The following is a 22,236-nucleotide window of genomic DNA, read 5'->3' as shown; positions in this document are numbered from 1 at the left end:
GCCAGCGTTCGTCCTGAGCCAGGATCAAACTCTCCGTGAATGTATTCCCGTAATCGGGATCACACATCACGAGAGCGGAACCCCTCCGAGGAATAATCGGAAAGGTTCACAGCGTCCTCGCTGTGTTTTCTTCAAAGGAACCTCGTTCCCGACCGAATGGCCGGAGACGGGGTATCAACATATCTGGCGTTGATTTTTGGCACGCTGTTGAGTTCTCAAGGAACGGACGCTTCCTTCGTACTCACCCGACAGACTCTGTCGCGGCTTTCCTCCGGGCTTCCCTTCGGTGTTTCCAACGTTACCAGATCCTTTCGGACCCGATTCCCCGCTGGAGGGGATTTGCCATTAGGCGCCAAGGTCTCCCTCGCGGCCTTTCGACATTCACTACGTTAACCGATCCTCCCCGGCAACTCATAATCGAGCCCCGCGAGTTTGGATTACGGCACGCAGGCGCGCCGAATTCACCCTCGCTGAGAGGAAGTCGTAGGTAGTGGGTTGGCCGCTTCCGGCTGCTGGCTGAACGCCGTACCCGGTTCAAGCGGCTCGGGCTACGTTACGGATCGCCCAGGGACGCGTCAAGTTCGGCGACGGCGGGGGGTATGGGCACGGTAAGGGCTCACGGTCGGGTCGTCAGCGATCCAGAAGCGCCAGGGGTGGACACCACCTTCGCCGGCCACGCCGGTGCGTGGACCGTTGCGTACCTGGTCGGGCTGCACGGGTGTGCCCGCGAGAAGGGTCAGTGGGGCGGTGCCGGGAGCGCAGAGGTCCGTGCCGTCGAGGGCTCGGTCGACGTCCAGGGCCGTGGCCAGCCGCGCGGGTCCTTTGGCCAGTTCCTTGTCGTATCGGGCCGAAAGTCGACGTTTGCGGGCGAGTTCGATGCCTTCGGTGATCTCTCCGGCGCGGAGCAGGACCGCGCTCGCCTCGCCCTCCGGTCCGCACACCAGGTTCATGCAGTGCCACATGCCGTAGGTGAAGTAGACGTACACGTGGCCGGGCGGACCGAACATCACGTCGTTGCGGGCGGTGCGGCCGCGATACGCGTGGGAGCCGGGGTCGTTCGGGCCGTCGTAGGCCTCGACCTCTGTGAGGCGGAGCTCGATCGGTCCGTCCGGGGTGGTGCGTACGAGGACGCGCCCCAGCAGATCAGGGGCGACCTCCAGGACGGGGCGGTCGAAGAACTCCCGGGGCAGGGGCGTACGGTCAGGGGCCGCGATCATGGCGTACGAGCGTAGTGCAAACGTGTGACTGCCAGTGGGGTGGCCGGGGAGCGTCCGTTTTGCCAGGGTGAGGGCGCGGAACCGGACACGATCGGATCGCGTGTGTAGGGATCAAGGATCCGGACAGAGACAGGCGTTGCCTGAGGAGGAAAAGACATGGGGTTCAAGCGGCTGCTTGCGAGCCTTGGGGCCGGTGGGGCTTCGGTCGAGACAGAACTGACCGAGGTGAATGTCGTTCCCGGCGGCGTCGTCCAGGGTGAGGTGCGGATTCAGGGCGGGTCCGTGAACCAGGAGATCGAGGGGCTTTCGGTCGGGCTCCAGGCTCGGGTCGAGGTGGAAGGGCACGACGACCAGGAGCTCAGGCAGAACATGGAGTTCACGAAGTTGCGGCTCGGTGGTGCCTTCGAGCTGCAGGCGAACGCGGTGCACGCGGTGCCGTTCGGGCTTGAGATCCCGTGGGAGACGCCGATCACGACCATCGGCGGTCAGCCGTTGCGCGGGATGAACATCGGTGTGACCACGGAGCTCGAGATCGCGCGTGCCGTGGACTCCGGTGACCTGGACCCGATCAGCGTGCATCCGCTGCCGGCGCAGCAGGCGATTCTGGACGCCTTCATCCAGCTGGGCTTCCGGTTCAAGAGCGCGGACATGGAGCGCGGTCACATCCGGGGTACGCGGCAGAAGCTGCCGTTCTACCAGGAGATCGAGTTCTTCCCGCCTCAGCAGTACCGCGGCCTCAACCAGGTCGAGTTGAGCTTCGTCGCGGACGAGCGTGAGATGGACGTCGTTCTGGAGATGGACAAGAAGCCGGGGCTGTTCAGCGAGGGCAGCGACTCGTTCCGGTCGTTCAAGGTGGGCCTGAACGACTTCCAGGGGACCGACTGGGCTGCGTACCTCAACCAGTGGCTGTCCGAGGTCGGTAGCCGCCGTAACTGGTTCTAGGCTCGGGAGCGAAGGATTCCACCGAGCAGGACCGATCAGGAGGTGCCGAGGTGACCGAGTCCAAGAGGCCGCCGCTTCCCCATGACTTCCATCCGACCGTTCCGTCGTTCACGGTCACGAGTGAGGACGTCGAGCCGGGCGCGGTGCTGAAGGACGCTCAGGTCTATGCGGCGGGGAACACCTCGCCGCAGCTGCGCTGGGAGGGCTTCCCGCCGGAGACCAAGAGTTTCGCCGTGACGTGCTTCGACCCGGACGCCCCTACGGGGAGCGGGTTCTGGCACTGGGTCGTGTTCGACATCCCGGCCTCGGTCACCGAGCTGCCGGCGGGTGCGGGCAGCGGCAAGTTCGAGGGGTTGCCGGAGGGCGTGGTCCAGTCGCGCAACGACTACGGGACGAAGGACTTCGGCGGTGCCGCGCCGCCGGCCGGGGACCCGGCACACCGGTACGTCTTCACGGTGTACGCGGTGGATCAGGAGAAGCTCGGTCCTGACGCGGACGCCACACCGGCTTTCGTGGGCTTCAACCTGCGGTTCCACACGCTGGCGAGGGCTCAGCTGATCGCCGAGTACGCGGCGCCCGCGGAGAGCTGAGCGTTCACTGAACGTTTGCCCGCCTCTGGTCTTGGAATTGATCAGAGGCGGGCATTTTTTATTGCGTTGTCCATCTCGGCGTGCCCGGCCAGAGTTGATCCAAGCCCGCCAGGGGGTGGGCGGTGCACATAGGAGGTGGGCTGGATGCGGGACACGCTGGTGCTGAACGCGAGCTTCGAGCCGCTGTCGACGGTGACGTTGAATCGAGCCGTCGTTCTGGTGCTGCAGGACAAGGCTGTCGTCGAGCAGGCCCACCCCGAACTGCGTATGCGCGGAGCCGTGGTCGACATACCCGCGCCCCGGGTGATCAGGCTGTGCCGCTATGTGAGGGTGCCCTTTCGAAGACAAGCCCCTTGGTCCAGGCGGGGTGTCCTGGTCCGGGACCGGCACAGGTGCGCTTACTGCGGCAGGCGGGCCACGACCGTGGACCATGTGGTGCCGCGGGCCCAGGGCGGTACGGACTCCTGGCTGAACACCGTGGCGTCGTGCGCGGAGGACAATCACCGCAAGGCGAACCGGACTCCGGAGCAGGCGGGTATGCCGCTGCTGCGGCAGCCGTTCGAGCCGACGCCGGCGGACGCGATGCTGCTGGCGCTGGGCCGGGACGAGTTCGCGGCGCTGCCGGAGTGGCTGGTGCAGCCGGCTGCATAGACCGTACGTGACTGGGGCCCGCCTCCCGAGGGAGGTGGGCCCCTTCGCATGCGTACGGACGTCAGTCGGTGACCGTCGGCTTCTCCAGGCGCTCTGTGCCTCCGCCGCCCGAGTTGCCGCCCATCGGGCCGAAGTTGCCCATCGCGCCGCTCAATCCCTTGAGGGCGTCGCCGATTTCGCTGGGGACGATCCAGAGCTTGTTGGCGTCGCCCTCGGCGATCTTGGGGAGCATCTGGAGGTACTGGTAGGCGAGGAGCTTCTGGTCCGCGTCACCGGCGTGGATGGACTCGAAGACGGTCCGGATGGCCTGGGCCTCGCCCTCGGCGCGCAGCGCGGCGGCCCTGGCCTCACCTTCGGCGCGCAGGATCGCGGACTGCTTCTCACCCTCGGCGGTCAGGATCTGCGACTGGCGGATACCTTCGGCGGTGAGGATCGCGGCGCGCTTGTCGCGGTCGGCGCGCATCTGCTTCTCCATCGAGTCCTGGATGGAGGTGGGTGGCTCGATGGCCTTGAGCTCGACGCGGTTGACGCGGATGCCCCATTTGCCGGTGGCCTCGTCGAGGACGCCGCGCAGGGCCGCGTTGATCTCCTCGCGGGAGGTCAGGGTCCGCTCCAGGTCCATGCCGCCGATGATGTTGCGGAGCGTGGTGACGGTGAGCTGCTCGATGGCCTGGATGTAGCTGGCGACCTCGTACGTCGCCGCGCGTGCGTCGGTCACCTGGTAGTAGATGACCGTGTCGATGTTGACCACCAGGTTGTCCTGGGTGATCACCGGTTGCGGCGGGAAGGGGACGACCTGCTCGCGGAGGTCGATGCGGTTGCGGATCGAGTCGATGAACGGGACGACGATGTTCAGGCCCGCATTGAGAGTCCGCGTGTAGCGGCCGAAGCGCTCGACGATGGCGGCGCTGGCCTGCGGGATGACTTGGATCGTCTTGATCAGGGCGATGAAGACCAACACCACCAGAATGATCAGGACGATGACGATCGGTGCCATCGTGGCTCCCCGTACCCTTCTCCGCCTCGGCGTTCCGGAAGATCTTGTGATTGTCGAAGATCTTGCTGGACGAGTGTGTCAGACCACAACTCTCCACGTGCAGCGTTCCGGCCATGGAACTCCGCGTGAAGTCACATGACGATCGCCGTGGCACCTTCGATCTCCACGACATCGACCTCCTGGCCGACTTCGTAGGTCTGGCCCGTGTCGAGGGAGCGCGCGGACCAGACTTCTCCGCCGAGTTTGATCCGGCCTCCGGAGGTGTCGATCCGCTCGAGGACGACGGCCTGTTTGCCTTTCAACGCGTCTATGCCCGTGGCGAGTTGGGGCATCTGGGCGCGTTGTCTGGCCGCGATGGGGCGTACGACGGCGATGAGCGCGACCGAGACCGCGGCGAAGACCAGGACCTGGAGGACGACACCGCCCCCGAGTCCCGCGGTCAGGGCGCCCGCCACAGCGCCGACGGCGAGCATTCCGAACTCCGGCATCGCGGTCACGACGAGCGGGATTCCGAGCCCGGCCGCCCCGATCAGCCACCACACCCATGCGTCGATGTCTTCCACGTGGTCATGGTAGGTCCGCAGGTCGTGTCGCGGACAGGGCGCCGATCAACTTGGCACAGGCGTTCGAGCTCGTCAGGACAGGGGCAGGCCCTGGGCCGTCCAGCGGTCGCCGACCTGCTCGACGACCAGCGGGAGTCCGAAGCACAACGACAGGTTGCGGGAGGTGAGTTCGAGTTCCAGCGGGCCGGCGGCGAGGACCTTGCCCTGACGGATCATCAGGACATGGGTGAAGCCGGGGGCGATCTCCTCGACGTGGTGCGTGACCATGATCATCGAGGGGGCGATCGGGTCGCGGGCGAGGCGGCCGAGGCGGCGTACGAGGTCCTCGCGGCCGCCGAGGTCGAGGCCCGCGGCGGGCTCGTCGAGGAGCAGCAGCTCGGGGTCGGTCATGAGGGCGCGGGCGATGAGGGTGCGCTTGCGCTCGCCCTCGGAGAGCGTGCCGAATTTGCGGTCCAGGTAGTCGCTCATGCCGAGGCGGTCGAGGAAGGCGCGGGCGCGCTGCTCGTCGATGTCCTCGTAGTCCTCGTGCCAGCCGGCCGTCATGCCGTACGCGGCGGTCAGCACCGTCTGCAGGACCGTCTGGCGCTTGGGGAGCTTCTCCGACATGGCGATACCGGCCATGCCGATGCGGGGGCGCAGTTCGAAGACGTCGACCTTGCCGAGGGTCTCGCCGAGGATCGTGGCGGTGCCCTTGCTGGGGAAGAGGTAGCTGGACGCGACGTTCAGAAGGGTCGTTTTTCCGGCACCGTTGGGACCGAGGATGACCCAGCGCTCCCCTTCCTTGACCGACCAGGAGACCTGGTCCACCAGAGCCCGGCCCTCCCGGACCACGGATACGTCCTCCAGCTCCAGAACATCGCTCATGAGCGCGCTGTCTCCCATTGCAGTCTCGGCCGTCGCTTACGTCTGTGGACGCAGCCCCCAGGGAAAACCTACGCCACCGGTCGACCGCTCCATTCCATCGGCCGGTCCTTAGGGTGGAGGGCATGCTCTCGGAACCACGCTCAGGACGGCTGGCCGCATGGGGAAATGCCCTGTTGGCCGGGTTTGTTTCGCCGGACGACGCGGTCGTCGCCGTCATCGGTGAGGACGCCGTGCACCGGGTCGAGGGGCTGCCCGGTGAGACGGGGCCGGTCGGGCTCACGCTTGCGCTGGGGCGGCTGCGGGCGCTCGGGGTGACCGGTCTTCGGGTCGCGTTGCCCGCGCCCGGACATCCGCTCGGACTGAGCGGGCCGCCGGAGTTCAACGCGCGCGCCCTGGAGGCCGAGGAGGCGGTCGTCTGCCACGGCGCCGCGCTTGGGCTGGTGCCCGAGGTGTTCGAGGCCGGGCCCGAAGGCGACGTACATGTGGAGGTCGTCTGGCAGTGTCTGGCCGTGCGCGAGGCGCCGCCCGCCGATGTGCCGTCCCTCGGCGAGGCCGAGCGGGAGCTCGCGGAGGCGCTGCGCGAGGCCACCGACATGCTGTCGCGTCTGGACGTGGCCGGTTCGGGTCCGGTCGCCGAGGCGGCGATCGACGCGTACCGGGCGCGGGCCGAGCGGGGTGGCGAAGTGCTGGCTCCCGGCTATCCGCCGCGTGCGGTACGGGTGTTGGAGCTGGCCCAGCGTGTCGGGCTGCTCGTCTCGGTGGCGTACGAGAACGGCCACGGCGGAGCCGTCAGCGCCTCCGAGATGGCGGCGCGCTCCGAGGCCCTGCGGCCGGTCGAGCGTACGGCCCGGCGCGCGCAGGTGGCGGCGTACAACGCTTTTGTGGAGGAGCGGGAACGAGGCGTGCGATAGCGCTCCGCTGGAGAACGGTGATGAATCTGCGGGCCGGTGGGGGCTGGTCGCGCCCACGCGGCGGAGCCGCACATTGACACAGCCCCGCGCCCCTTACGGGGCAAGCCTCGATGGCCCCGGCCTACGGCCGGGGCCATCTTCGGCGGAGATACAGGACCGGCCTCCCAGGGGCACCTGGGAGGCCGGTGGTCACTGTTCGTCCCGGAGGGGTACGTCAGTCGTTGAAGGCGTCGTTGCCGAAGGCCGGGTTCATCAGACCGACGATGTTCGCGGTGTTGCCGGACACGTTCAGGGGGACGCCGACCGGGGCCTGGACGAGGTTGCCCGAGGCGATGCCCGGCGAGCCCGCGGCCGTACCGTGCGCGCCATCGGTGGCGGAGGCGAAACCGGCACCGGCGGCAACCAGGCCACCGGCCACCATCGTGACAGCCGCGGCCTTCTTCAGGTTCTTCACTTCTGAGTTCCTCCTTGCGATCACTGCGGCAAGGCGCCGCAGCACGCACTGGAGAACGCCGGAGATCCGCGAAGGATGCGCCATGTGGGGGACATTCCCACGACGGTATGAATCTCAGCCCGGAACGGAACGCTCCGAGTTGCCGCCCGGGAGGCGTGCCGGATCGGGGCTCAGCCGGCCACCCCATGGCGTACGGCCCACAGGGCGGCCTGGGTGCGGTCGGCGAGGTCGAGCTTCATCAGGATGTTCGAGACATGCGTCTTGACGGTCTTCTCGGAGAGGACGAGGGCGCGGGCTATCTCTCGGTTGGAGCGGCCGTCGGCGATCAGGCCGAGCACCTCCCGCTCCCGCTCGGTGAGTGAACCGCCTCTTCCCTGGCCGAGGTTGGCGTCCTCCTGGGACAACAGCGCGTCGGCGACCTCGGGTTGCAGCAGGATGTGCCCCGCGTGGACGGAGCGGATGGCGCCGGCCAGGGCGTCGGGGTCCACGTCCTTGTAGACGTATCCGGCGGCGCCCGCGCGCAGGGCCGGGACGACCGTGCGCTGCTCGGTGAAGCTGGTGACGATGAGCACGCGCGCGGGGTTGTCGAGTTCGCGCAGCCTGCGCAGGGCCGCGACGCCGTCCATGCCCGGCATCTTGACGTCCATGAGGACGACGTCGGGCTTCAACTCCTCGGTGCGGGCGACTCCTTCGGCGCCGTCGGACGCCTCTCCCACGACCTCGATGTCGTCCTGTATCTCCAGGAAGGTGCGCAGGCCTCGGCGGACCACTTGGTGGTCGTCGACGAGCAGCACCTTGATTGCGTCAGCCACCAGGGACCTCCATCTCGATCGTGGTGCCTTGTCCGGGCGCCGATTCCACGGTCAGCCGGCCGCCGACTCCGCTCGCCCTGTCGCGCATGGACACCAGGCCCAGGTGACGTCCCGCGCGTCGTATCGCCTTGGGGTCGAAGCCGCTGCCGTCGTCGGTGACGCGAAGGACCGCCTCGGGGCCGCGCTTGTCGAGGGTGACGTCGACGCGGTCCGCTCCGGAGTGCCGCAGCGCGTTGTGCAGGGCCTCCTGGGCGACGCGGAGCAGAGCTTCCTCCTGGGCCGCGGGCAGGGCGCGTACGCCTCGGCCGGTGAAGGTCACGCGCGCGGAGTGGGCGCGGTCGAGGACCTGGATCTGGGTGCGCAGTGTGGCCACCAGGCCGTCCTCGTCGAGGGCCGCGGGGCGCAACTCGATGACGGCGGCGCGCAGTTCGTCGGCGGCCTCGGCGGCGAGCGCGGCCACCTGCTGGAGTTCGCCCTTGGCGCGGCCCGGGTCGCGGTCGACCAGGGCGGTCGCGGCCTGGGCGGTGAGGCGCAGGGAGAACAGCTTCTGGCTGACGGCGTCGTGCAGTTCATGGGCGAGCCGGGAGCGCTCCTCGGCGATGGTGAGCTCGCGGCTGCGCTCGTACAGGCGGGCGTTGGTGAGGGCGATCGCGGCGTGCTGGGCGAGGATCGTCAGGAGCTCCTCGTCGTCCTCGGTGAAGCCGCAACTGCCCTCCGGTTTGGGGCAGTTCTTGTTCGCGAGGAAGAGGGCGCCGATGACCTCGTCGCCGTCGCGGATGGGCAGGCCCAGGAAGTCGGACATGTCGGGGTGGGCGCTCGGCCAGCCTTCGAAGCGGGGGTCTTTGCGCACGTCGGCGAGTCGCTCGGGGCGGGCCTCTTGCAGCATCGCGGCGAGGATGCCGTGCTGGCGCGGCAAGGGGCCGATGGCCTTCCACTGGGTGTCGCTGACGCCGTCCACCACGAACTGGGCGAAGCCGCCGTGGTCGTCGGGGACTCCGAGCGCCGCGTACTCGGCGTCGAGCAGCTCGCGGGCCGAGGCGACGATCGTCTTGAGGACGTCGCGCACCTCGAGGTGTCTGCTCATGGCCAGCAGCGCGGAACTCACCGCTGCCAGGCCCGACCGGGGTCCTTGACTCATGACTTCAAGGTACCGGCGGGGTGTGACAGCGCGTATCCGTCCTGTGGCGGCCCCTGCGTAGGCCGGTGGGCCTAGGGCGAAGGGACCCGGATGGTTGCGGCTCGCGTCCGAGGCGGCGGGGCCGGGCCGGTTCCTACGTTGAAGACATCCGCCGGGAGTGGCGGTCAGCGGTCGTGGGACGAGGGGACGGATGTCATGCCGGTAGCGATCATCACGGGGGCTTCGAAGGGGCTGGGGCGGGCGCTCGCCGAGGCTCTGGCGGAGCGCGGCTGGGATCTGGTGCTCGATGCCAGAACGGCGGACGCTCTCCAAGAGGCGGCCGCGGCGCTCGGCAAGCACGGGACACGGGTGGAGGCACTGCCCGGGGACGTCACGGACCCGGCGCACCGTGCCGGTCTGGCGGCGGCGGCACAGCGGCTGGGTGGCATCGACCTGCTGGTGAACAACGCGAGCGCACTCGGCGCCGAACCGCTCGTACGCCTGGAGCACCTGGCGCTGGACGGGCTGCGGCAGGCCCTGGAGGTCAATGTCGTCGCGGCGGTCGGACTCGTCCAGGAGGCGCTGCCAATGCTGCGGGAGTCGGCGGCGGGCACGGTCATCGACATCAGTTCGGACGCGGCGGCCGAGGCGTACGAGACCTGGGGCGGCTACGGGGCGTCGAAGGCGGCGCTCGACCATGTGTCGGCGGTGCTCGCCGAGGAGGAGCCCGGGCTGCGGGTCTGGGCGGTCGACCCGGGCGACATGGGCACGGACCTGTACGCGGCGGCCGTACCGGACGACGACGATCCGCGGCCCGCGCCGGCCAGTGTCGTCCCGGCCTTTCTGCGGCTGCTCGACGAGCGCCCGGCGAGCGGTCGTTATGCGGCACCAGCGCTTCTGGAGCTGACCCGATGACCGGCGCCACCACCGACGACGGACGGCCCGTCGCGGCAGCAACCGCTGTCAGGGCGGCGCCAGAAGGATCAGCCGGACAGCCGGCGAGTGGTCGCCATGGAGCGCCCTCGCTGCTGGGGGCCCGATGACGATCGCTGTGCGGATTCCGGAGGAGCTGTTGGCCCGGGTGCCGGTCGAGCAGCGGGGGAACGGGCTCGACCGGGACGGGGTGCGGCTGCTGGTGTCGCGCGGTACGGAGGTGTCGCACCACGCGTTCGTCGAGCTGCCGGGGCTCCTGCGAGCCGGGGATCTGCTCATCGTGAACACGTCGCCGACGCTGGCGGCCGCGGTGGACGGCTGGATCGGGCACGCGCGCGTGGTGGTGCATTTCTCCACGCGTGGTGACGACGGCCGGTGGGCCGTGGAGCTGCGGGATCCCGACGGAGCGGGCACCACGCGCGCGCGTGCGGGAGGGCCCGCGGGAACAGAGGTGCGCCTCCCTGGGGACGTACGGCTCGTCCTGGAGGAGCCCCTCACCGCGCGGAGCCCCCGGCTGTGGTGGGCGCGGGTGCCGGAACCGGACGTCCTACGGCTGCTGCGGCGGCACGGGAGGCCCATTCGGTACTCGTACACGGAGAGGGACCAGCCGCTGTCCGTGTACCAGACGGTGTTCGCGCTGGCGTCCGCCGACGGCGCGGGCAGCGCGGAGATGCCGAGTGCCGCGCGGCCCTTCACGCCACGTCTGGTGGCGGAGCTGGTGAGCCGGGGTGTGCAGTTCGCGCCGATCACGCTGCACACCGGGGTCTCGTCGGCCGAGTCGCACGAGCCGCCGTATCCGGAGCGGTTCACGGTGCCGGAGACGTCGGCGCGGCTGATCAATGCGGCGAAGGCGGGAGATGGCAGGGTCGTCGCGGTCGGTACGACGGCCGTGCGGGCCGTGGAGTCCGCGGCCGGTCCCGACGGGGTGGTGCGTGCCGCAGAGGGCTGGACCGATCTCGTGGTGACCCCGGAGCGTGGGGTGCGGGTGGTCGACGGGCTCCTCACCGGGCTGCATGAACCGGAGGCCTCGCATCTGCTGATGCTGGAGGCGATCACGGGGCCGGCGGCGGTCGACCGCAGCTACGAGGAGGCACTGCGCGGGCTCTATCTGTGGCACGAGTTCGGCGACGCGCACCTCATTCTGCCGTCCAAGATCCCGTCGTCCGAAAACCCTCACACAGAGCATTGCTCCAGCAACTAGTGGTGAGACTGTCACGCGCCCGATGTGAGCCCGCACATAGGGCGCACATCACGTACGAAGGCCGCTAGGAGGTACAAACACTCCCGATGAGCGGGGCAGACGTGCCAGTCTGCCCCGTTTTGCCCTTTAGGGGTCCACTACCCGGGATCGTACGTCACACCTTTGCCACGGCATTTTGCGGCCGCTAAGAATGGCAGCCGTCGCTCGACGCCGCGGGTTTTTGCCCGCGGCGTTCTGCCGGAAAAGCCAATGTCCCCACCGGCCCGAGAGCGACTTCCGCGCTATTCGAAGAGGTCCATCAGCATGCCCCTGAACACCGACGTTTTTCGCCGCTATCGCCCCACGCTCACCAAGAGGCACAAACAGAAGCTCGGTATCGCCGGTGTCGCCGGTGTCGGTGCCGCCGCCCTGGCGTTCTCCCTCGTACCGGGCGGCGCTTCCCAGACGAGCACGAGCACCGAGTCCGTCGCCGCATCCTCGGTGGCCTTCAGCTCCCAGCAGGTCAAGGACGTGAAGGGCGGCGTCGAGGGCCAGCTGGCCGACGCCCTCGCACAGGCCAAAACCGCCGCGGCGAAGAAGCAGGCAGCCGACGCCGCCGCCGCGAAGAAGGCGGCTGAGGACGCCAAGAAGAAGGCCGCCGCCGACGCTGCCGCGAAGAAGGCCGCCGCCGACGCCGCGAAGAAGGCCGAGCAGGAGCGCAAGGCGAAGCAGGCCGCGAGCCGGTCCGCCCAGCGCGCCCCGGTCAAGCCGGTCGCCGCGAAGGCCTACCCCAACAACCTCGACGGCTGGATCCGCGAGTCGCTCGACATCATGAAGAAGCGTGGCATCCCGGGTTCGTACGACGGCATTCGCCGCAACATCATCCGCGAGTCGTCGGGCAACCCGAAGGCCATCAACAACTGGGACATCAACGCCATCAACGGCATTCCGTCGAAGGGCCTGCTGCAGGTCATCCCGCCGACCTTCCAGGCGTACCACGTCGCGGGCACGTCCTGGAACATCTACGACCCGGTCGCCAACATCACCGCCGCCTGCAACTACGCGGCCGACCGGTACGGCTCCATGGACAACGTGAACAGCGCGTACTGAGTCCCGCGCGGACCTCTGGTCTCAGTACAGACGGCGAGGCGCGGCACCCCGGACGGGGTGCCGCGCCTCGTTCGTGCACGGAAGTCGTTGCTCGGAAGTCGTTACTTGCGCATGACCTCGGGCTCGTGGCGGCGCAGGAAGCGGGCCACGAAGAAGCCACAGATGACGCCGAGGGCGATCAGTGCGGCCATGTCCATGCCCCAGGCCGAGGCCGTGTGCTCCCACAGCGGGTCCGTGTTGCCCGGGTCATCCGTGTTCGGGCTGATCCGGTTGAAGTCCAGGGTCGTACCGGCGGCGGCGACCGCCCAGCGCGACGGCATCAGGTACGAGAACTCGTTGACGCCGAGCGTGCCGTTCAGGATGAACAGGCAGCCGGTGAACACGACCTGGATGATCGCGAACATCACCAGCAGCGGCATCGTCTTCTCGGAGGTCTTCACCAGCGAGGAGATGACCAGGCCGAACATCATGCAGGTGAAGCCGAGCGCCATGATCGGAATGGAGAGCTCGAGCATCACGGCGAGCTTGCCGGTGCCGAAGATCAGGGCCTCGTCGGGGATCGTCCGGCTGGAGAAGCCGATCGCGCCGACCATGGCGCCCTGGAGCACCGTGATCACGCCGAGGACGATCACCTTGGACATCAGATACGCGGAGCGCGACAGACCGGTCGCCCGCTCCCGCTCGTAGATGACCCGTTCCTTGATCAGTTCACGGACGGAGTTGGCGGCGCCCGCAAAGCACGCGCCGACCGCGAGGATCAGCAGGACGGTGGTGGCCGTGCCGTTCGGGATGATTCTGCCGGTCTTCGGGTTCTCGTTGACCAGCAGCGTCTTGTCCGGGTCGATGAGCAGGCTCACCGCGCCGAGCACCGCCGGCAGGATCACCGTCAGCGCCAGGAAGCCCTTGTCGGACGCGATCACCGACACATAGCGGCGGATCAGAGTGAACAACTGCGAGCCCCAGCCCTGGGGCTTCGGTGGACGCATCGACTGGGCGGGCGGCATCTGCGTCGACTGCGCGGCGACGGCGTCGATGTCCGCTGCGTACATCTGGTAGTGCTGCGAGCCCTTCCAGCGGCCCGCCCAGTCGTAGTCGCGGTAGTTCTCGAAGGCGGAGAAGACATCGGCCCAAGTGTCGTAGCCGAAGAAGTTCAGGGCCTCCTCGGGCGGACCGAAGTAGGCCACCGAACCGCCGGGCGCCATGACCAGAAGCTTGTCGCAGATCGCCAGTTCGGCCACGGAGTGCGTGACGACCAGGACCGTACGGCCGTCGTCGGCGAGGCCGCGCAGCAGCTGCATGACATCGCGGTCCATACCCGGGTCGAGGCCGGAGGTCGGCTCGTCCAGGAAGATCAGCGAGGGCTTGGTGAGCAGCTCCAGGGCCACGGAGACGCGCTTGCGCTGGCCGCCGGAGAGGGAGGTGACCTTCTTCTCCTTGTGGATGTCCAGCTTGAGCTCGCGCAGCACCTCGTCGATGCGGGCCTGGCGCTCGGCGCCCGTGGTGTCCGCGGGGAAGCGCAGCTTGGCGGCGTATTTGAGGGCCTTCTTGACGGTCAGTTCCTTGTGCAGGATGTCGTCCTGCGGGACCAGACCGATGCGCTGGCGCAGCTCGGCGAACTGCTTGTAGAGATTCCGGTTGTCGTAGAGGACATCGCCCTGGTTGGCGGGGCGGTAGCCCGTGAGCGCCTTGAGGAGCGTCGACTTGCCGGAGCCGGACGGGCCGATGACCGCGACGAGCGACTTCTCCGGTACGCCGAAGGAGACGTCCTTGAGGATCTGCTTGCCGCCGTCGACCGTCACCGTCAGATGGCGGGCCGAGAAGGAGACCTCACCGGTGTCGACGAACTCCTCGAGGCGGTCGCCGACCAGGCGGAACGTCGAGTGGCCGACACCAACGATGTCGTTCGGGCCGAGGAGCGTCGAGCCGCCCTTGGCGATCGGGATGCCGTTGACGTACGTGCCGTTGTGAGAGCCGAGGTCGTGGATCTCGTAGCGGCCGTCGGGCGCAGCGTGGAACTCGGCGTGGTGACGGGAGACCTGCAGGTCGGAGACGACCAGCTCGTTCTCCAGGGCACGGCCGATGCGCATCACACGACCGAGGGCCATCTGGTGGAACGTGGTGGGGCTGCGGTCGCCGTAGACCGGCGGCGCCCCCGCGCCACCACCGGGCACCTTCTGCGCGTACGCCCCGTCCGCGCCCTGTTGCGGGACCTGCGGCGGCTGCTGCCAGCCCTGCTGCGGGGCCTGCTGTTGCGGCGGCGCCTGCTGGGCCGCCCAGCCGGCCGCTCCCGCGCCCTGCGCCGCGTACGGCTGCTGCTGGGGCTGCGCCTGCGGTGCGGCCGAGGCCGCGGCGGCGCCCGAGACCTTCACGTGCGGTCCGTCGGTCGCGTTGCCGAGGTGCACGGACGAGCCGGGGCCGATCTCCATCTGGTGGATCCGCTGGCCCTGCACGAAGGTGCCGTTGGTGCTGCCGTGGTCCTCTATGACCCAACTGCGGCCGTTCCAGCTGATCGTGGCGTGACGCCAGGACACCCTGGCGTCGTCGAGCACGATGTCTCCCTGCGGATCGCGTCCGAGGGCGTATGGCCTGGACGCATCGAGCGTCCAGGTCCGTCCATTCAATTCCAGTACGAGTTCCGGCACTCCATGCCCCACGTGAGTTGTCCCCCGAGTTACCCCCATCACAGGGAGTCTAGGGATGTCGAACATCGGGGGGAACTATTTCAGGACGAGCCCTCTGACCGAAAGTCGGGCCTTGTGATGACCGCGTACGGGCGGGTTGTCCGTTTGTCGTTGACGGGGTTGAAACCGGCCCGGAGAGTGGTAATCCCACGCGAGGGGGACATCCGCTGTGAAGACGTCGCGGCGCGGATCGGGGGATCTGACGATGAGCTACGAGACGGCGAGTGACGGCAGGCGCATGCCGGTGGGCGATGTGCTGCTGTCGTCGATCGCCGCTGTGAGCTGGGCCTTGATCGGGATGACGGGCGTGGCGGCGCTGGGACTGCATCTGCTCGAGGCGGACGCGGCGGGCTCGCTCGGGTCGATGACCGCGGCTGTGGTGGCGCTCGGGGCCGGTGGTTCGGTCACGCCGTCCGGCGATGTGTCGGCCTTCGGGCTCGAGGGGGCGCAGGCGGAGACCGCCCTCACGATCACGCCACTGGGTGTGAGCCTGGTGGGCGCGCTCCTGCTGTCGTGGTTCTTCCTACGCTCCTTGCGCGGGGCGGGAGTTGTGATCTCGGCCGGCGAACTTCTCGCGCGCGCGGGCACGGTTGTCGTGCTCTTCGTGGCGATGCTGGGCGGGCTCGCCTGGGCAGGTCACGACGTGATCACGATTGACGGCGGTTCGCTCGGGCTCGACCAGCTGCCGGGCGGCGGGCTGCCGGACGACGTCGACGTGCCCGGGCTCGGTGACATCGGCGGTCTGCTGCCCGACCGGCTCGGGGACCTCGCGGACGCGGAGGCGGAGGTCGGCTTCACGGTCGACACCGTGCCGACACTGCTCGGCGGCGTGGGCTGGGTGATCGGCGTTCTGCTGATCGCGCTGCTGGCCTCGCGCCGTACGCCGCTGCCGCGCGGCTGGGATGCGGTGCACCGGCTGGTACGGCCGGCCGCGTCCGCGCTGGTCACGGTGTTGCTGGTGGCGGTCTTGGCGGGGCTCGCGGCGGCGGCGTACGCGGCGATCGGCGATGACAATCCGAAACGGATCGCGGGCGCGGCACTGCTCGGGGCGCCCAACGGGGTGTGGCTGGGCATCCCGATCGGGCTCTTCGTGCCGTGGGACGGCTCGGCCTCGGGCGGGCTCGTCCAGTTCCTGCCCGCCCCGCTGGACGAACTGCTGGGCCTTTCCTCCGACGAGCCCGTCACTCTCGGGCGGCTGGCCGAACTGGACGGCCGGGTCTGGCTGTTGGGCGTCGCTGCCGCGTTGATGATGCTGTACGGGGGTGTGCTGACCGCGGTGCGTACGCCGTTCGTACGTGAGAGTGGTGCCCTGGGCTTCGCCGGGCGCTGTGCGCTGCGGCTGGGGATCGTGACGGCGCTCGCGCTGCCGCTGCTCGGCTGGCTCACGGAGGTGTCCGTGGACGCCTCGCTGTCGGTCCTCGGCGTCGACGCGTTCGGCGCGGGCATCGAGCTGCACGCGCAGCTGGGCATGGCGCTGCTGCTCGGCGCCCTGTGGGGTGCGGGGGCGGGGGCGGCCGGTGCCCTGCTCGCGTACGCCAGCGGGGCCGCCGGACAGCGCGCGGCACCGCTGGCACGGGGTGACGCGGTCGATCCGGGCGCACCAGCCACCCAGCCGTACGCGGAGGTCCCCGAACAGCAAGGGCCGTACAGCCCCGCCGCCTCGTACCGCCCGCCGAACCCCGACACCAACCCGTACCTGCAGCTCCCCGACGAACTACGGGATCCCGAGGACGGCCGGCGCGGTGCACGTCCCCCCGGGAACGGGCGCCCTCCCGGCGCGTTCGGCGCCCCCACGGTGGCGGGAACCACGCCACCGCCCGCCCCGAGGCCGCGCCCGAGGCCCGGGCGGTCCCAGGACGGTCCGCCTCCGCCACCGGAGGAGCCGCCGCCTCCGCCGGGGAGGCCCCGGGGGCGGCGGTAGGCCGAGGAGCCTTGAGCGCTACCGGCGACCGGCGGTCGGCGGTCAGCGGTCAGCGGTCAGCGCCGCTGCGGCATGGGTGAGTGGCGTATCTCATGGATGTCATGGGGCAGGTCTCATGAGTGTCATCGGGCAGGTCTCATGGGTGTCATGCGGCGGGAAGGACGAGGTCACCTCGATGACACCCAGAGTTCCCTGTCCGCTGGACGGACCGTAGGGGCAGCAGGCACTGCGTGCCGGATAGTGTGGGAAGACCATGAGCGCTTCGCAGACCTCTGACGTCCCCACTCTGCTCGTCAAGATCTTCGGCAAGGACCGACCCGGCATCACGGCCGGGCTCTTCGACACCCTCGCCGCCTACTCGGTCGACGTGGTCGACATCGAGCAGGTCGTCACGCGTGGGCGGATAGTGCTGTGCGCGCTTGTGACCCTGCCGCCGGCCGGTCTCGAAGGCGGCCTGCGGGCCACGGTGCACAGCTGGGCGGACTCCCTGAAGCTGCAGGCCGAGATCATCTCCGGCCTCGGCGACAACCGGCCGCGCGGTCACGGCCGGTCGCTCGTCACCGTGCTCGGGCACCCGCTGACCGCGCAGTCGACGGCCGCGATCGCCGCCCGGATCACCAAGACCGGCGGCAACATCGACCGTATCTTCCGGCTCGCCAAGTACCCCGTCACGGCAGTCGAGTTCGCCGTGTCCGGTACGGAGCCCGAAAACCTGCGGACCGCTCTGGTGACCGAGGCCGCGGCACTCGGTGTCGATGTCGCAGTCGTCGCGGCCGGGCTGCACCGGCGCGCCCAGCGTCTGATCGTGATGGACGTGGACTCGACGCTCATCCAGGACGAGGTGATCGAGCTGTTCGCCGCCCACGCCGGCTGCGAGGACGAGGTCGCCGAGGTGACGGCGGCGGCGATGCGGGGCGAGCTCGACTTCGAACAGTCACTGCACGCGCGCGTGGCGCTGCTCGAAGGGCTCGACGCCTCCGTGGTGGACAAGGTGCGCAGCGAGGTGCGGCTGACGCCGGGGGCGCGCACGCTGATCCGTACGCTGAAGCGGCTCGGCTACCAAGTAGGTGTCGTCTCGGGCGGCTTCACTCAGGTGACGGATGATCTCCAGGAGCGGCTCGGGCTCGACTTCGCCCAGGCCAATACGCTGGAGATCGTCGACGGGAAGCTGACGGGCAAGGTCATCGGCGAGATCGTGGACCGGGCGGGCAAGGCGCGGCTGCTGCGCCGGTTCGCCGCCGAGGCGGGCGTACCGCTCGCCCAGACCGTGGCGATCGGTGACGGCGCGAACGACCTCGACATGCTGAACGCGGCCGGTCTCGGCGTCGCCTTCAACGCCAAGCCGGTCGTACGCGAGGCCGCGCACACCGCCGTGAACTTCCCCTTCCTCGACACCGTCCTGTACCTGCTCGGCGTCACCCGCGAAGAGGTCGAGGCGGCGGACATGCACAAGGACTGAGCCCCCGGTAGCGCGGGCCTGAGCCCCCCGGAGCGAGGTCTTAGCGGCCCCAGAGCGCAGACAGGGCCCGGCACCGTCGCGGTGCCGGGCCCGTCCACGGAGCGGGCGGTTTACTCAGTCGGTGCCCAGTAGTCGAGCAGTGTGCCCACGCCGGGCTCCACGGTCTTCCACGAGCCGCTGACGGTGAGCACGGCGAACGCGGCGGCGGGGAAGCCGCGGCGGCTCATCCGCTCCTGGGCGTCGCCCTCGGACTGGCCGGCCAGGATGTCGGCGAGGCCCTGCACTCCGGGGTTGTGGCCGATCAGGAGCACGTTCTGCACGTCGTCCGGGATTTCGTTGAGCACGGCGATCAGCTCGCCGGGCGAGGCCTCGTAGAGCCGCTCCTCATAGACCGTTTTCGGCCGCTGCGGAAACTCCTGGACGGCGAGTTTCCATGTCTCGCGGGTACGGGTCGCGGTGGAGCAGAGGGCCAGATCGAAGTGGATGCCGGTGTCGGCCAGCTTGAGCCCGGCGACGGCGGCGTCCTTGCGGCCCCGCTCAGCGAGCGGCCGCTCGCGGTCGGGAACCTGAGGCCAGTCGGCCTTCGCATGCCGGAAGAGGACAATCCTGCGGGGTTCTGCGACGCTCATGGAAACCAGCTTCGCACGAAACACGCCATGGGGCGCAGGGAGTTGGCACGCTGCCCCGACATGGGGGATCCAGAGCTCAGGAGCCCTGCTGCAGCACGGTTTGATGGATGCGCTCGATGAGCTCGCCGACCGCGGGATCGCCGCCCGCCGCATGGGCGTCCGCGGGGTTGAGTATCAGCAGCAGCGCGACGAAGGCGAGCGTGGGCAGGACGACGGCCCACCAGGGCAGCCGGGCCTCGACGCCGCCCCTGGTCGCCGAGCGGGGCCGGGTGTGCATACGGGCCGACATGCCGCCTCCGTGGGTCTTCGAGTGGTGCGTGAACCGCTTCCTCGCGGCCACACTTCGAAGCTACGGAATGAAGAGCCCACTACCCATCCGGTGATCCACCCACTTGACCCTGACACTCACCCCCTAGGGGATGGTGGTGCTAGCACCACCATCGGGCGGAGCGGAGCCGCCGGCGGGGTCACTCACGAGGACCCAGAGTCACAGGGATCGCAGAGTCGCGGAATCACGGCGACGCAGAATCACGGCGAAGCGATCGACGCGATGATGCCGATGATCACGAAGATGGCGAGGAACGCGCCGAAGACGAGCAGCATCTTCTTCTGGCCGTTCTGGGGATTCGGATCGAGCACGGGCATACGGCCAGTCTCGCACCCGTCGCCGGCCCCTTCACCGGTGGGGTCGCTCACCCGCGGGACCCGCGGGCGGCCTCCTCGTCTTCGACGGTACGGTCACGCCCGGCCAGGACGCCCACCACGATCTGCGGGATCATCAAGCCCGTCATGAGCGCGATCGGCATCCCCCAGCCGCCGCTGTGCTGGTAGAGCACGCCCACCAGGAGCGGTCCGGGGATCGAGATCAGGTAACCGGTGCTCTGTGCGAAGCCCGAGAGCTTCGCGACTCCGGCGCTGGTCCTGGCCCGCATGCCGACCATCGTGAGGGCCAGCGGGAAGGCGCAGTTGGAGACGCCGAGCAGCAGCGCCCAGGCCCAGGCGCCGGCCGCCGGGGCGAAGTGGAGGCCCGCGTATCCGGCGATGCCGCAGACGCCGAGGGCGATCACGATCGGTCCCTGGTGGGGCAGGCGCGCGGCCAGCCGCGGGATGACGAACGCCAGCGGGACGCCCATCACCATCGTGACGGCGAGGAGCAGTCCTGCCGTGCCCGCGGAGACACCGGCGTCACGGAAGATCTGCGGCATCCAGCCCATCGTGATGTACGCGGCGGTGGCCTGGAGCCCGAAGAAGACAGCCAGCGCCCAGGCGATACGGCTCCGGGTGATCCGCAGCGCGTCCGGCTCCTGGCCTGCCACGGGAGACGAAGCCGCCCCGGGAGCGGCGGGCGCGCCGACAGCCGAGGTCGCCCCCCGTTCCCGTACGAGAGGAATCCACGGCAGCACGGCGAGGGCCGCGACACCCGCCCAGACGGCGAGCCCCCACTGCCAGCTGCCGCCCAGTTCCTCGGCCATGGGTACCGTGACGGCGGCCGCGGTGGCGGTGCCGAGGGCCAGGGCCATGGAGTACAGGCCGGTCATGGGACCGACCCGGTCGGGGAACCAGCGCTTGACGATCACCGGCATCAGGATGTTGCTGACCGCGATGCCCATGAGCGCGAGAGCGCTGGCGGCCAGGAAGCCTGCCGTGTTGCCGGCGAAGGGCCGGATCGCCAGGCCCGCGGTGATGGCCACCATGCCGGCGCAGACCACAGTGCCGGGACCGAAGCGGCGGGCCAGGCGCGGGGCCATGACGCCGAAGACGGCGAAGCAGAGCGGCGGCACGGAGGTGAGCAGTCCGGCGACGCTGCCGCTCATGCCGAGGCCGACGCGCACCTCTTCGAGGAGCGCGCCGAGGCTGGTGATGGCGGGGCGCAGGTTGAGAGCCGTGAGGACGAGACCGACGATCACCAGGCGCGTCATCCACGCGCGCGTGGCGGCTTTCCGGGCGTCGTCGGCGGCTCCGGAGGAGCCGCGTATGGACATGGGCTCGGATGTGGACTTCGTCGTCCGGGTTTCCTCGCTGGCCATGTCGCCCATCATAGAATCATGGGATGATTGCTTGTCCACCGCGTGTCCACGGAGAAATGCCATGCCGCTGAGCCACCTTCGCCGATCCGCGCTGTCCGAGCAGGTCATCGCCGGGCTGAGGAATCAGATCACCTCGGGCGAGTGGCCGGTCGGCTCCCGCATCCCCACCGAGCCGGAGCTGGTCGAGCAGCTGGGCGTCGCCCGCAACACGGTCCGCGAGGCCGTTCGCGCACTCGCGCACAACGGCCTGCTGGACATCCGCCAGGGCTCGGGCACGTACGTCGTGGCGACCAGTGAGCTGGCGGGCGTGATGCAGCGCCGCTTCGCGGACGCCGACCCGCGGCACATCGCCGAGCTGCGCTCCGCGCTGGAGTCGAGCGCCGCGAAGCTGGCTGCCGAGCGCCGCACCGAGCGTGATCTGAAGCAGCTGGACGCGCTCCTGGTGCGCCGCGAGGAGGCCTGGGAGTCGGGCGACGCGGAGGCCTTCGTCACCGCCGACACGACGTTCCACATGGCGGTGGTGGCCGCGTCCCACAACGACGTCATGACGGCGATGTACGCGGACCTGGGCGAGGTCGTACGCGACTGGCTGCGCGAGGACGTGGGCGAGGAGCTGACGCCCGAGACGCACATGGACCACACACGCCTGGTGGACGCGATCCGCGCCGGCGACGCGGAGACGGCCGCCGCGGAGGCCGCGAGCTATCCGTTCCTGTGCCGCCCGAAGGGCCACGTCACCTCTGGTGACTGACCCACGCCGAGCGGACCTCCTTCCAGCACCGGCCGGTGAGCCGCACGGTCTGCGCGGGCCCGGCCGCGACCGGGGCCCCGTCACTGTCGATGTCCCACCACCGGTCGCACTCGATGTGCAGGCGGACCCGGTCGACCTCCGGGTACGGGTTGTGGCAGTACGCGATCACGTACGAGCCGTCGACCCTGGTCCGGCACTCCGCCCCGAAGGGCCTCTCAAAGGGCAGCGCGAGCGGAACAACGAGAGCGGCCAGCAGCGGAGCGAAGCACGGGGACAGGCGCACAAGGGGGACCTCCTCTGCCGTGCCGGGGAGGGGCGCGCGTGGTGAACGCCTGATCCAGAGTGCGCAGTTGCCGTCTCCGACCGCCCGGCCGAGCAGGCCGAACGAGTGATGGGTGAGGGCCGGCGCCCTTTCGGACACCGGCCC

The 22,236-nt window shown here is 69.4% G+C and carries 23 protein-coding genes; 10 read left to right on the top strand and 13 right to left on the bottom strand.

The window, feature by feature from the left end; all coding sequences use genetic code 11:
• Positions 1-575 precede the first annotated feature (575 nt).
• Positions 576-1,217, bottom strand: a complete 642-nt coding sequence (locus G5C60_RS16420) for a DNA-3-methyladenine glycosylase (RefSeq protein WP_165259806.1) — start codon at positions 1,215-1,217, stop codon at positions 576-578.
• A gap of 156 nt (positions 1,218-1,373) precedes the next feature.
• On the opposite strand from G5C60_RS16420, the gene G5C60_RS16415 reads away from it, so the two are divergent.
• The 3 genes from G5C60_RS16415 to G5C60_RS16405 all read left to right on the top strand — a co-directional run bounded on the left by G5C60_RS16415 (position 1,374) and on the right by G5C60_RS16405 (position 3,400).
• Complete coding sequence (locus G5C60_RS16415) at positions 1,374-2,159, top strand: sporulation protein (protein ID WP_165259804.1); 786 nt, start codon at positions 1,374-1,376, stop codon at positions 2,157-2,159.
• Positions 2,160-2,209: 50 nt separating this feature from the next.
• The gene (locus G5C60_RS16410) at positions 2,210-2,749 is read left to right on the top strand and encodes a YbhB/YbcL family Raf kinase inhibitor-like protein (RefSeq protein ID WP_165259802.1); all 540 of its coding nucleotides are present in this window, start codon (positions 2,210-2,212) and stop codon (positions 2,747-2,749) included.
• Positions 2,750-2,893: 144 nt separating this feature from the next.
• Positions 2,894-3,400 carry an HNH endonuclease gene (locus tag G5C60_RS16405; protein ID WP_165259800.1) on the top strand — a complete coding sequence of 169 codons (507 nt, stop codon included), beginning with the start codon at positions 2,894-2,896 and terminating at the stop codon, positions 3,398-3,400.
• Between the two features lie 61 nt (positions 3,401-3,461).
• On the opposite strand, the gene G5C60_RS16400 is transcribed toward G5C60_RS16405, so the two are convergent.
• The 3 genes from G5C60_RS16400 to G5C60_RS16390 all read right to left on the bottom strand — a co-directional run bounded on the left by G5C60_RS16400 (position 3,462) and on the right by G5C60_RS16390 (position 5,824).
• Positions 3,462-4,397: an SPFH domain-containing protein gene (locus G5C60_RS16400; protein ID WP_165259798.1), complete on the bottom strand. Its 936-nt coding sequence runs from the start codon at positions 4,395-4,397 to the stop codon at positions 3,462-3,464.
• A gap of 131 nt (positions 4,398-4,528) precedes the next feature.
• Positions 4,529-4,960 (bottom strand): NfeD family protein, encoded by a 432-nt coding sequence (locus G5C60_RS16395; protein WP_165259796.1) that lies wholly within the window; start codon positions 4,958-4,960, stop codon positions 4,529-4,531.
• A 72-nt stretch (positions 4,961-5,032) separates the two neighbouring features.
• Positions 5,033-5,824, bottom strand: a complete 792-nt coding sequence (locus G5C60_RS16390; protein WP_165259794.1) for an ABC transporter ATP-binding protein — start codon at positions 5,822-5,824, stop codon at positions 5,033-5,035.
• Between the two features lie 122 nt (positions 5,825-5,946).
• Here G5C60_RS16390 and G5C60_RS16385 point away from each other — a divergent pair, with 122 nt between their 5' ends.
• A complete protein-coding gene (locus G5C60_RS16385) occupies positions 5,947-6,735 on the top strand; it encodes a hypothetical protein (RefSeq protein WP_165259792.1) in 789 nt (262 codons plus the stop codon).
• Positions 6,736-6,949: 214 nt separating this feature from the next.
• On the opposite strand, the gene G5C60_RS52085 is transcribed toward G5C60_RS16385, so the two are convergent.
• The 3 genes from G5C60_RS52085 to G5C60_RS16370 all read right to left on the bottom strand — a co-directional run bounded on the left by G5C60_RS52085 (position 6,950) and on the right by G5C60_RS16370 (position 9,139).
• Positions 6,950-7,189, bottom strand: coding sequence for a chaplin family protein (locus G5C60_RS52085; protein WP_165259790.1), 240 nt, complete (start codon positions 7,187-7,189; stop codon positions 6,950-6,952).
• A gap of 170 nt (positions 7,190-7,359) precedes the next feature.
• The gene (locus G5C60_RS16375; RefSeq protein ID WP_165259788.1) at positions 7,360-8,001 is read right to left on the bottom strand and encodes a response regulator; all 642 of its coding nucleotides are present in this window, start codon (positions 7,999-8,001) and stop codon (positions 7,360-7,362) included.
• Positions 7,994-9,139 carry a GAF domain-containing sensor histidine kinase gene (locus G5C60_RS16370; RefSeq protein ID WP_165259786.1) on the bottom strand — a complete coding sequence of 382 codons (1,146 nt, stop codon included), beginning with the start codon at positions 9,137-9,139 and terminating at the stop codon, positions 7,994-7,996. The genes G5C60_RS16375 and G5C60_RS16370 overlap by 8 nt, the downstream gene beginning before the upstream one ends.
• 195 nt (positions 9,140-9,334) lie before the next feature.
• Here G5C60_RS16370 and G5C60_RS16365 point away from each other — a divergent pair, with 195 nt between their 5' ends.
• The 3 genes from G5C60_RS16365 to G5C60_RS16355 all read left to right on the top strand — a co-directional run bounded on the left by G5C60_RS16365 (position 9,335) and on the right by G5C60_RS16355 (position 12,341).
• Positions 9,335-10,033 (top strand): SDR family NAD(P)-dependent oxidoreductase, encoded by a 699-nt coding sequence (locus G5C60_RS16365; RefSeq protein ID WP_165259784.1) that lies wholly within the window; start codon positions 9,335-9,337, stop codon positions 10,031-10,033.
• 124 nt (positions 10,034-10,157) lie between these two features.
• Complete coding sequence (locus G5C60_RS16360; protein ID WP_165259782.1) at positions 10,158-11,252, top strand: S-adenosylmethionine:tRNA ribosyltransferase-isomerase; 1,095 nt, start codon at positions 10,158-10,160, stop codon at positions 11,250-11,252.
• A gap of 303 nt (positions 11,253-11,555) precedes the next feature.
• A complete protein-coding gene (locus tag G5C60_RS16355) occupies positions 11,556-12,341 on the top strand; it encodes a transglycosylase SLT domain-containing protein (RefSeq protein WP_165259780.1) in 786 nt (261 codons plus the stop codon).
• A 101-nt stretch (positions 12,342-12,442) separates the two neighbouring features.
• On the opposite strand, the gene G5C60_RS16350 is transcribed toward G5C60_RS16355, so the two are convergent.
• Positions 12,443-14,983, bottom strand: a complete 2,541-nt coding sequence (locus G5C60_RS16350; protein WP_165259818.1) for an FHA domain-containing protein — start codon at positions 14,981-14,983, stop codon at positions 12,443-12,445.
• Between the two features lie 244 nt (positions 14,984-15,227).
• Between G5C60_RS16350 and G5C60_RS16345 the strand changes: the two genes are divergently transcribed.
• Positions 15,228-16,943 (top strand): streptophobe family protein, encoded by a 1,716-nt coding sequence (locus G5C60_RS16345; RefSeq protein ID WP_165259778.1) that lies wholly within the window; start codon positions 15,228-15,230, stop codon positions 16,941-16,943.
• Between the two features lie 253 nt (positions 16,944-17,196).
• Complete coding sequence (gene serB, locus G5C60_RS16340; RefSeq protein WP_165259777.1) at positions 17,197-18,402, top strand: phosphoserine phosphatase SerB; 1,206 nt, start codon at positions 17,197-17,199, stop codon at positions 18,400-18,402.
• Between the two features lie 110 nt (positions 18,403-18,512).
• Here serB and G5C60_RS16335 read toward each other — a convergent pair whose 3' ends face one another.
• From G5C60_RS16335 to G5C60_RS16325, 4 genes are all read right to left on the bottom strand, one after another.
• Positions 18,513-19,031 carry a SixA phosphatase family protein gene (locus G5C60_RS16335; protein ID WP_165259775.1) on the bottom strand — a complete coding sequence of 173 codons (519 nt, stop codon included), beginning with the start codon at positions 19,029-19,031 and terminating at the stop codon, positions 18,513-18,515.
• Between the two features lie 76 nt (positions 19,032-19,107).
• A complete protein-coding gene (locus G5C60_RS16330; protein WP_165259816.1) occupies positions 19,108-19,320 on the bottom strand; it encodes a hypothetical protein in 213 nt (70 codons plus the stop codon).
• A gap of 239 nt (positions 19,321-19,559) precedes the next feature.
• Positions 19,560-19,676, bottom strand: coding sequence for an SGM_5486 family transporter-associated protein (locus G5C60_RS53185; RefSeq protein WP_107083244.1), 117 nt, complete (start codon positions 19,674-19,676; stop codon positions 19,560-19,562).
• 47 nt (positions 19,677-19,723) lie between these two features.
• On the bottom strand, positions 19,724-21,070 hold the full coding sequence (locus G5C60_RS16325; protein WP_165259773.1) for a CynX/NimT family MFS transporter: 1,347 nt from the start codon (positions 21,068-21,070) through the stop codon (positions 19,724-19,726).
• A 49-nt stretch (positions 21,071-21,119) separates the two neighbouring features.
• On the opposite strand from G5C60_RS16325, the gene G5C60_RS16320 reads away from it, so the two are divergent.
• Positions 21,120-21,809 carry a FadR/GntR family transcriptional regulator gene (locus G5C60_RS16320; protein WP_165259771.1) on the top strand — a complete coding sequence of 230 codons (690 nt, stop codon included), beginning with the start codon at positions 21,120-21,122 and terminating at the stop codon, positions 21,807-21,809.
• Here G5C60_RS16320 and G5C60_RS16315 read toward each other — a convergent pair.
• The gene (locus tag G5C60_RS16315) at positions 21,793-22,092 is read right to left on the bottom strand and encodes a hypothetical protein (protein ID WP_165259814.1); all 300 of its coding nucleotides are present in this window, start codon (positions 22,090-22,092) and stop codon (positions 21,793-21,795) included. The genes G5C60_RS16320 and G5C60_RS16315 overlap by 17 nt on opposite strands.
• Between the last annotated feature and the right edge of the window lie 144 nt (positions 22,093-22,236).

Source organism: Streptomyces scabichelini (genome assembly GCF_011045015.1).
GTDB lineage: Bacteria > Actinomycetota > Actinomycetes > Streptomycetales > Streptomycetaceae > Streptomyces > Streptomyces scabichelini.
This window is presented reverse-complemented; position numbering and strand designations above follow the sequence as displayed.

Excerpts from the sequence above, each read along its gene's own strand:
- G5C60_RS16330 (WP_165259816.1), bottom strand. The coding sequence starts at position 19,320 with ATGTCGGCCCGTATGCACACCCGGCCCCGCTCGGCGACCAGGGGCGGC.
- G5C60_RS16355 (WP_165259780.1), top strand. The coding sequence starts at position 11,556 with ATGCCCCTGAACACCGACGTTTTTCGCCGCTATCGCCCCACGCTCACC.
- G5C60_RS16400 (WP_165259798.1), bottom strand. The coding sequence starts at position 4,397 with ATGGCACCGATCGTCATCGTCCTGATCATTCTGGTGGTGTTGGTCTTC.
- G5C60_RS16420 (WP_165259806.1), bottom strand. The coding sequence starts at position 1,217 with ATGATCGCGGCCCCTGACCGTACGCCCCTGCCCCGGGAGTTCTTCGAC.
- G5C60_RS16320 (WP_165259771.1), top strand. The coding sequence starts at position 21,120 with ATGCCGCTGAGCCACCTTCGCCGATCCGCGCTGTCCGAGCAGGTCATC.
- G5C60_RS16415 (WP_165259804.1), top strand. The coding sequence starts at position 1,374 with ATGGGGTTCAAGCGGCTGCTTGCGAGCCTTGGGGCCGGTGGGGCTTCG.
- G5C60_RS16335 (WP_165259775.1), bottom strand. The coding sequence starts at position 19,031 with ATGAGCGTCGCAGAACCCCGCAGGATTGTCCTCTTCCGGCATGCGAAG.
- G5C60_RS16325 (WP_165259773.1), bottom strand. The coding sequence starts at position 21,070 with ATGATGGGCGACATGGCCAGCGAGGAAACCCGGACGACGAAGTCCACA.
- serB (WP_165259777.1), top strand. The coding sequence starts at position 17,197 with ATGAGCGCTTCGCAGACCTCTGACGTCCCCACTCTGCTCGTCAAGATC.
- G5C60_RS16390 (WP_165259794.1), bottom strand. The coding sequence starts at position 5,824 with ATGAGCGATGTTCTGGAGCTGGAGGACGTATCCGTGGTCCGGGAGGGC.
- G5C60_RS16405 (WP_165259800.1), top strand. The coding sequence starts at position 2,894 with ATGCGGGACACGCTGGTGCTGAACGCGAGCTTCGAGCCGCTGTCGACG.
- G5C60_RS16345 (WP_165259778.1), top strand. The coding sequence starts at position 15,228 with ATGAGCTACGAGACGGCGAGTGACGGCAGGCGCATGCCGGTGGGCGAT.
- G5C60_RS16365 (WP_165259784.1), top strand. The coding sequence starts at position 9,335 with ATGCCGGTAGCGATCATCACGGGGGCTTCGAAGGGGCTGGGGCGGGCG.
- G5C60_RS16360 (WP_165259782.1), top strand. The coding sequence starts at position 10,158 with ATGACGATCGCTGTGCGGATTCCGGAGGAGCTGTTGGCCCGGGTGCCG.
- G5C60_RS16385 (WP_165259792.1), top strand. The coding sequence starts at position 5,947 with ATGCTCTCGGAACCACGCTCAGGACGGCTGGCCGCATGGGGAAATGCC.
- G5C60_RS53185 (WP_107083244.1), bottom strand. The coding sequence starts at position 19,676 with ATGCCCGTGCTCGATCCGAATCCCCAGAACGGCCAGAAGAAGATGCTG.
- G5C60_RS16370 (WP_165259786.1), bottom strand. The coding sequence starts at position 9,139 with ATGAGTCAAGGACCCCGGTCGGGCCTGGCAGCGGTGAGTTCCGCGCTG.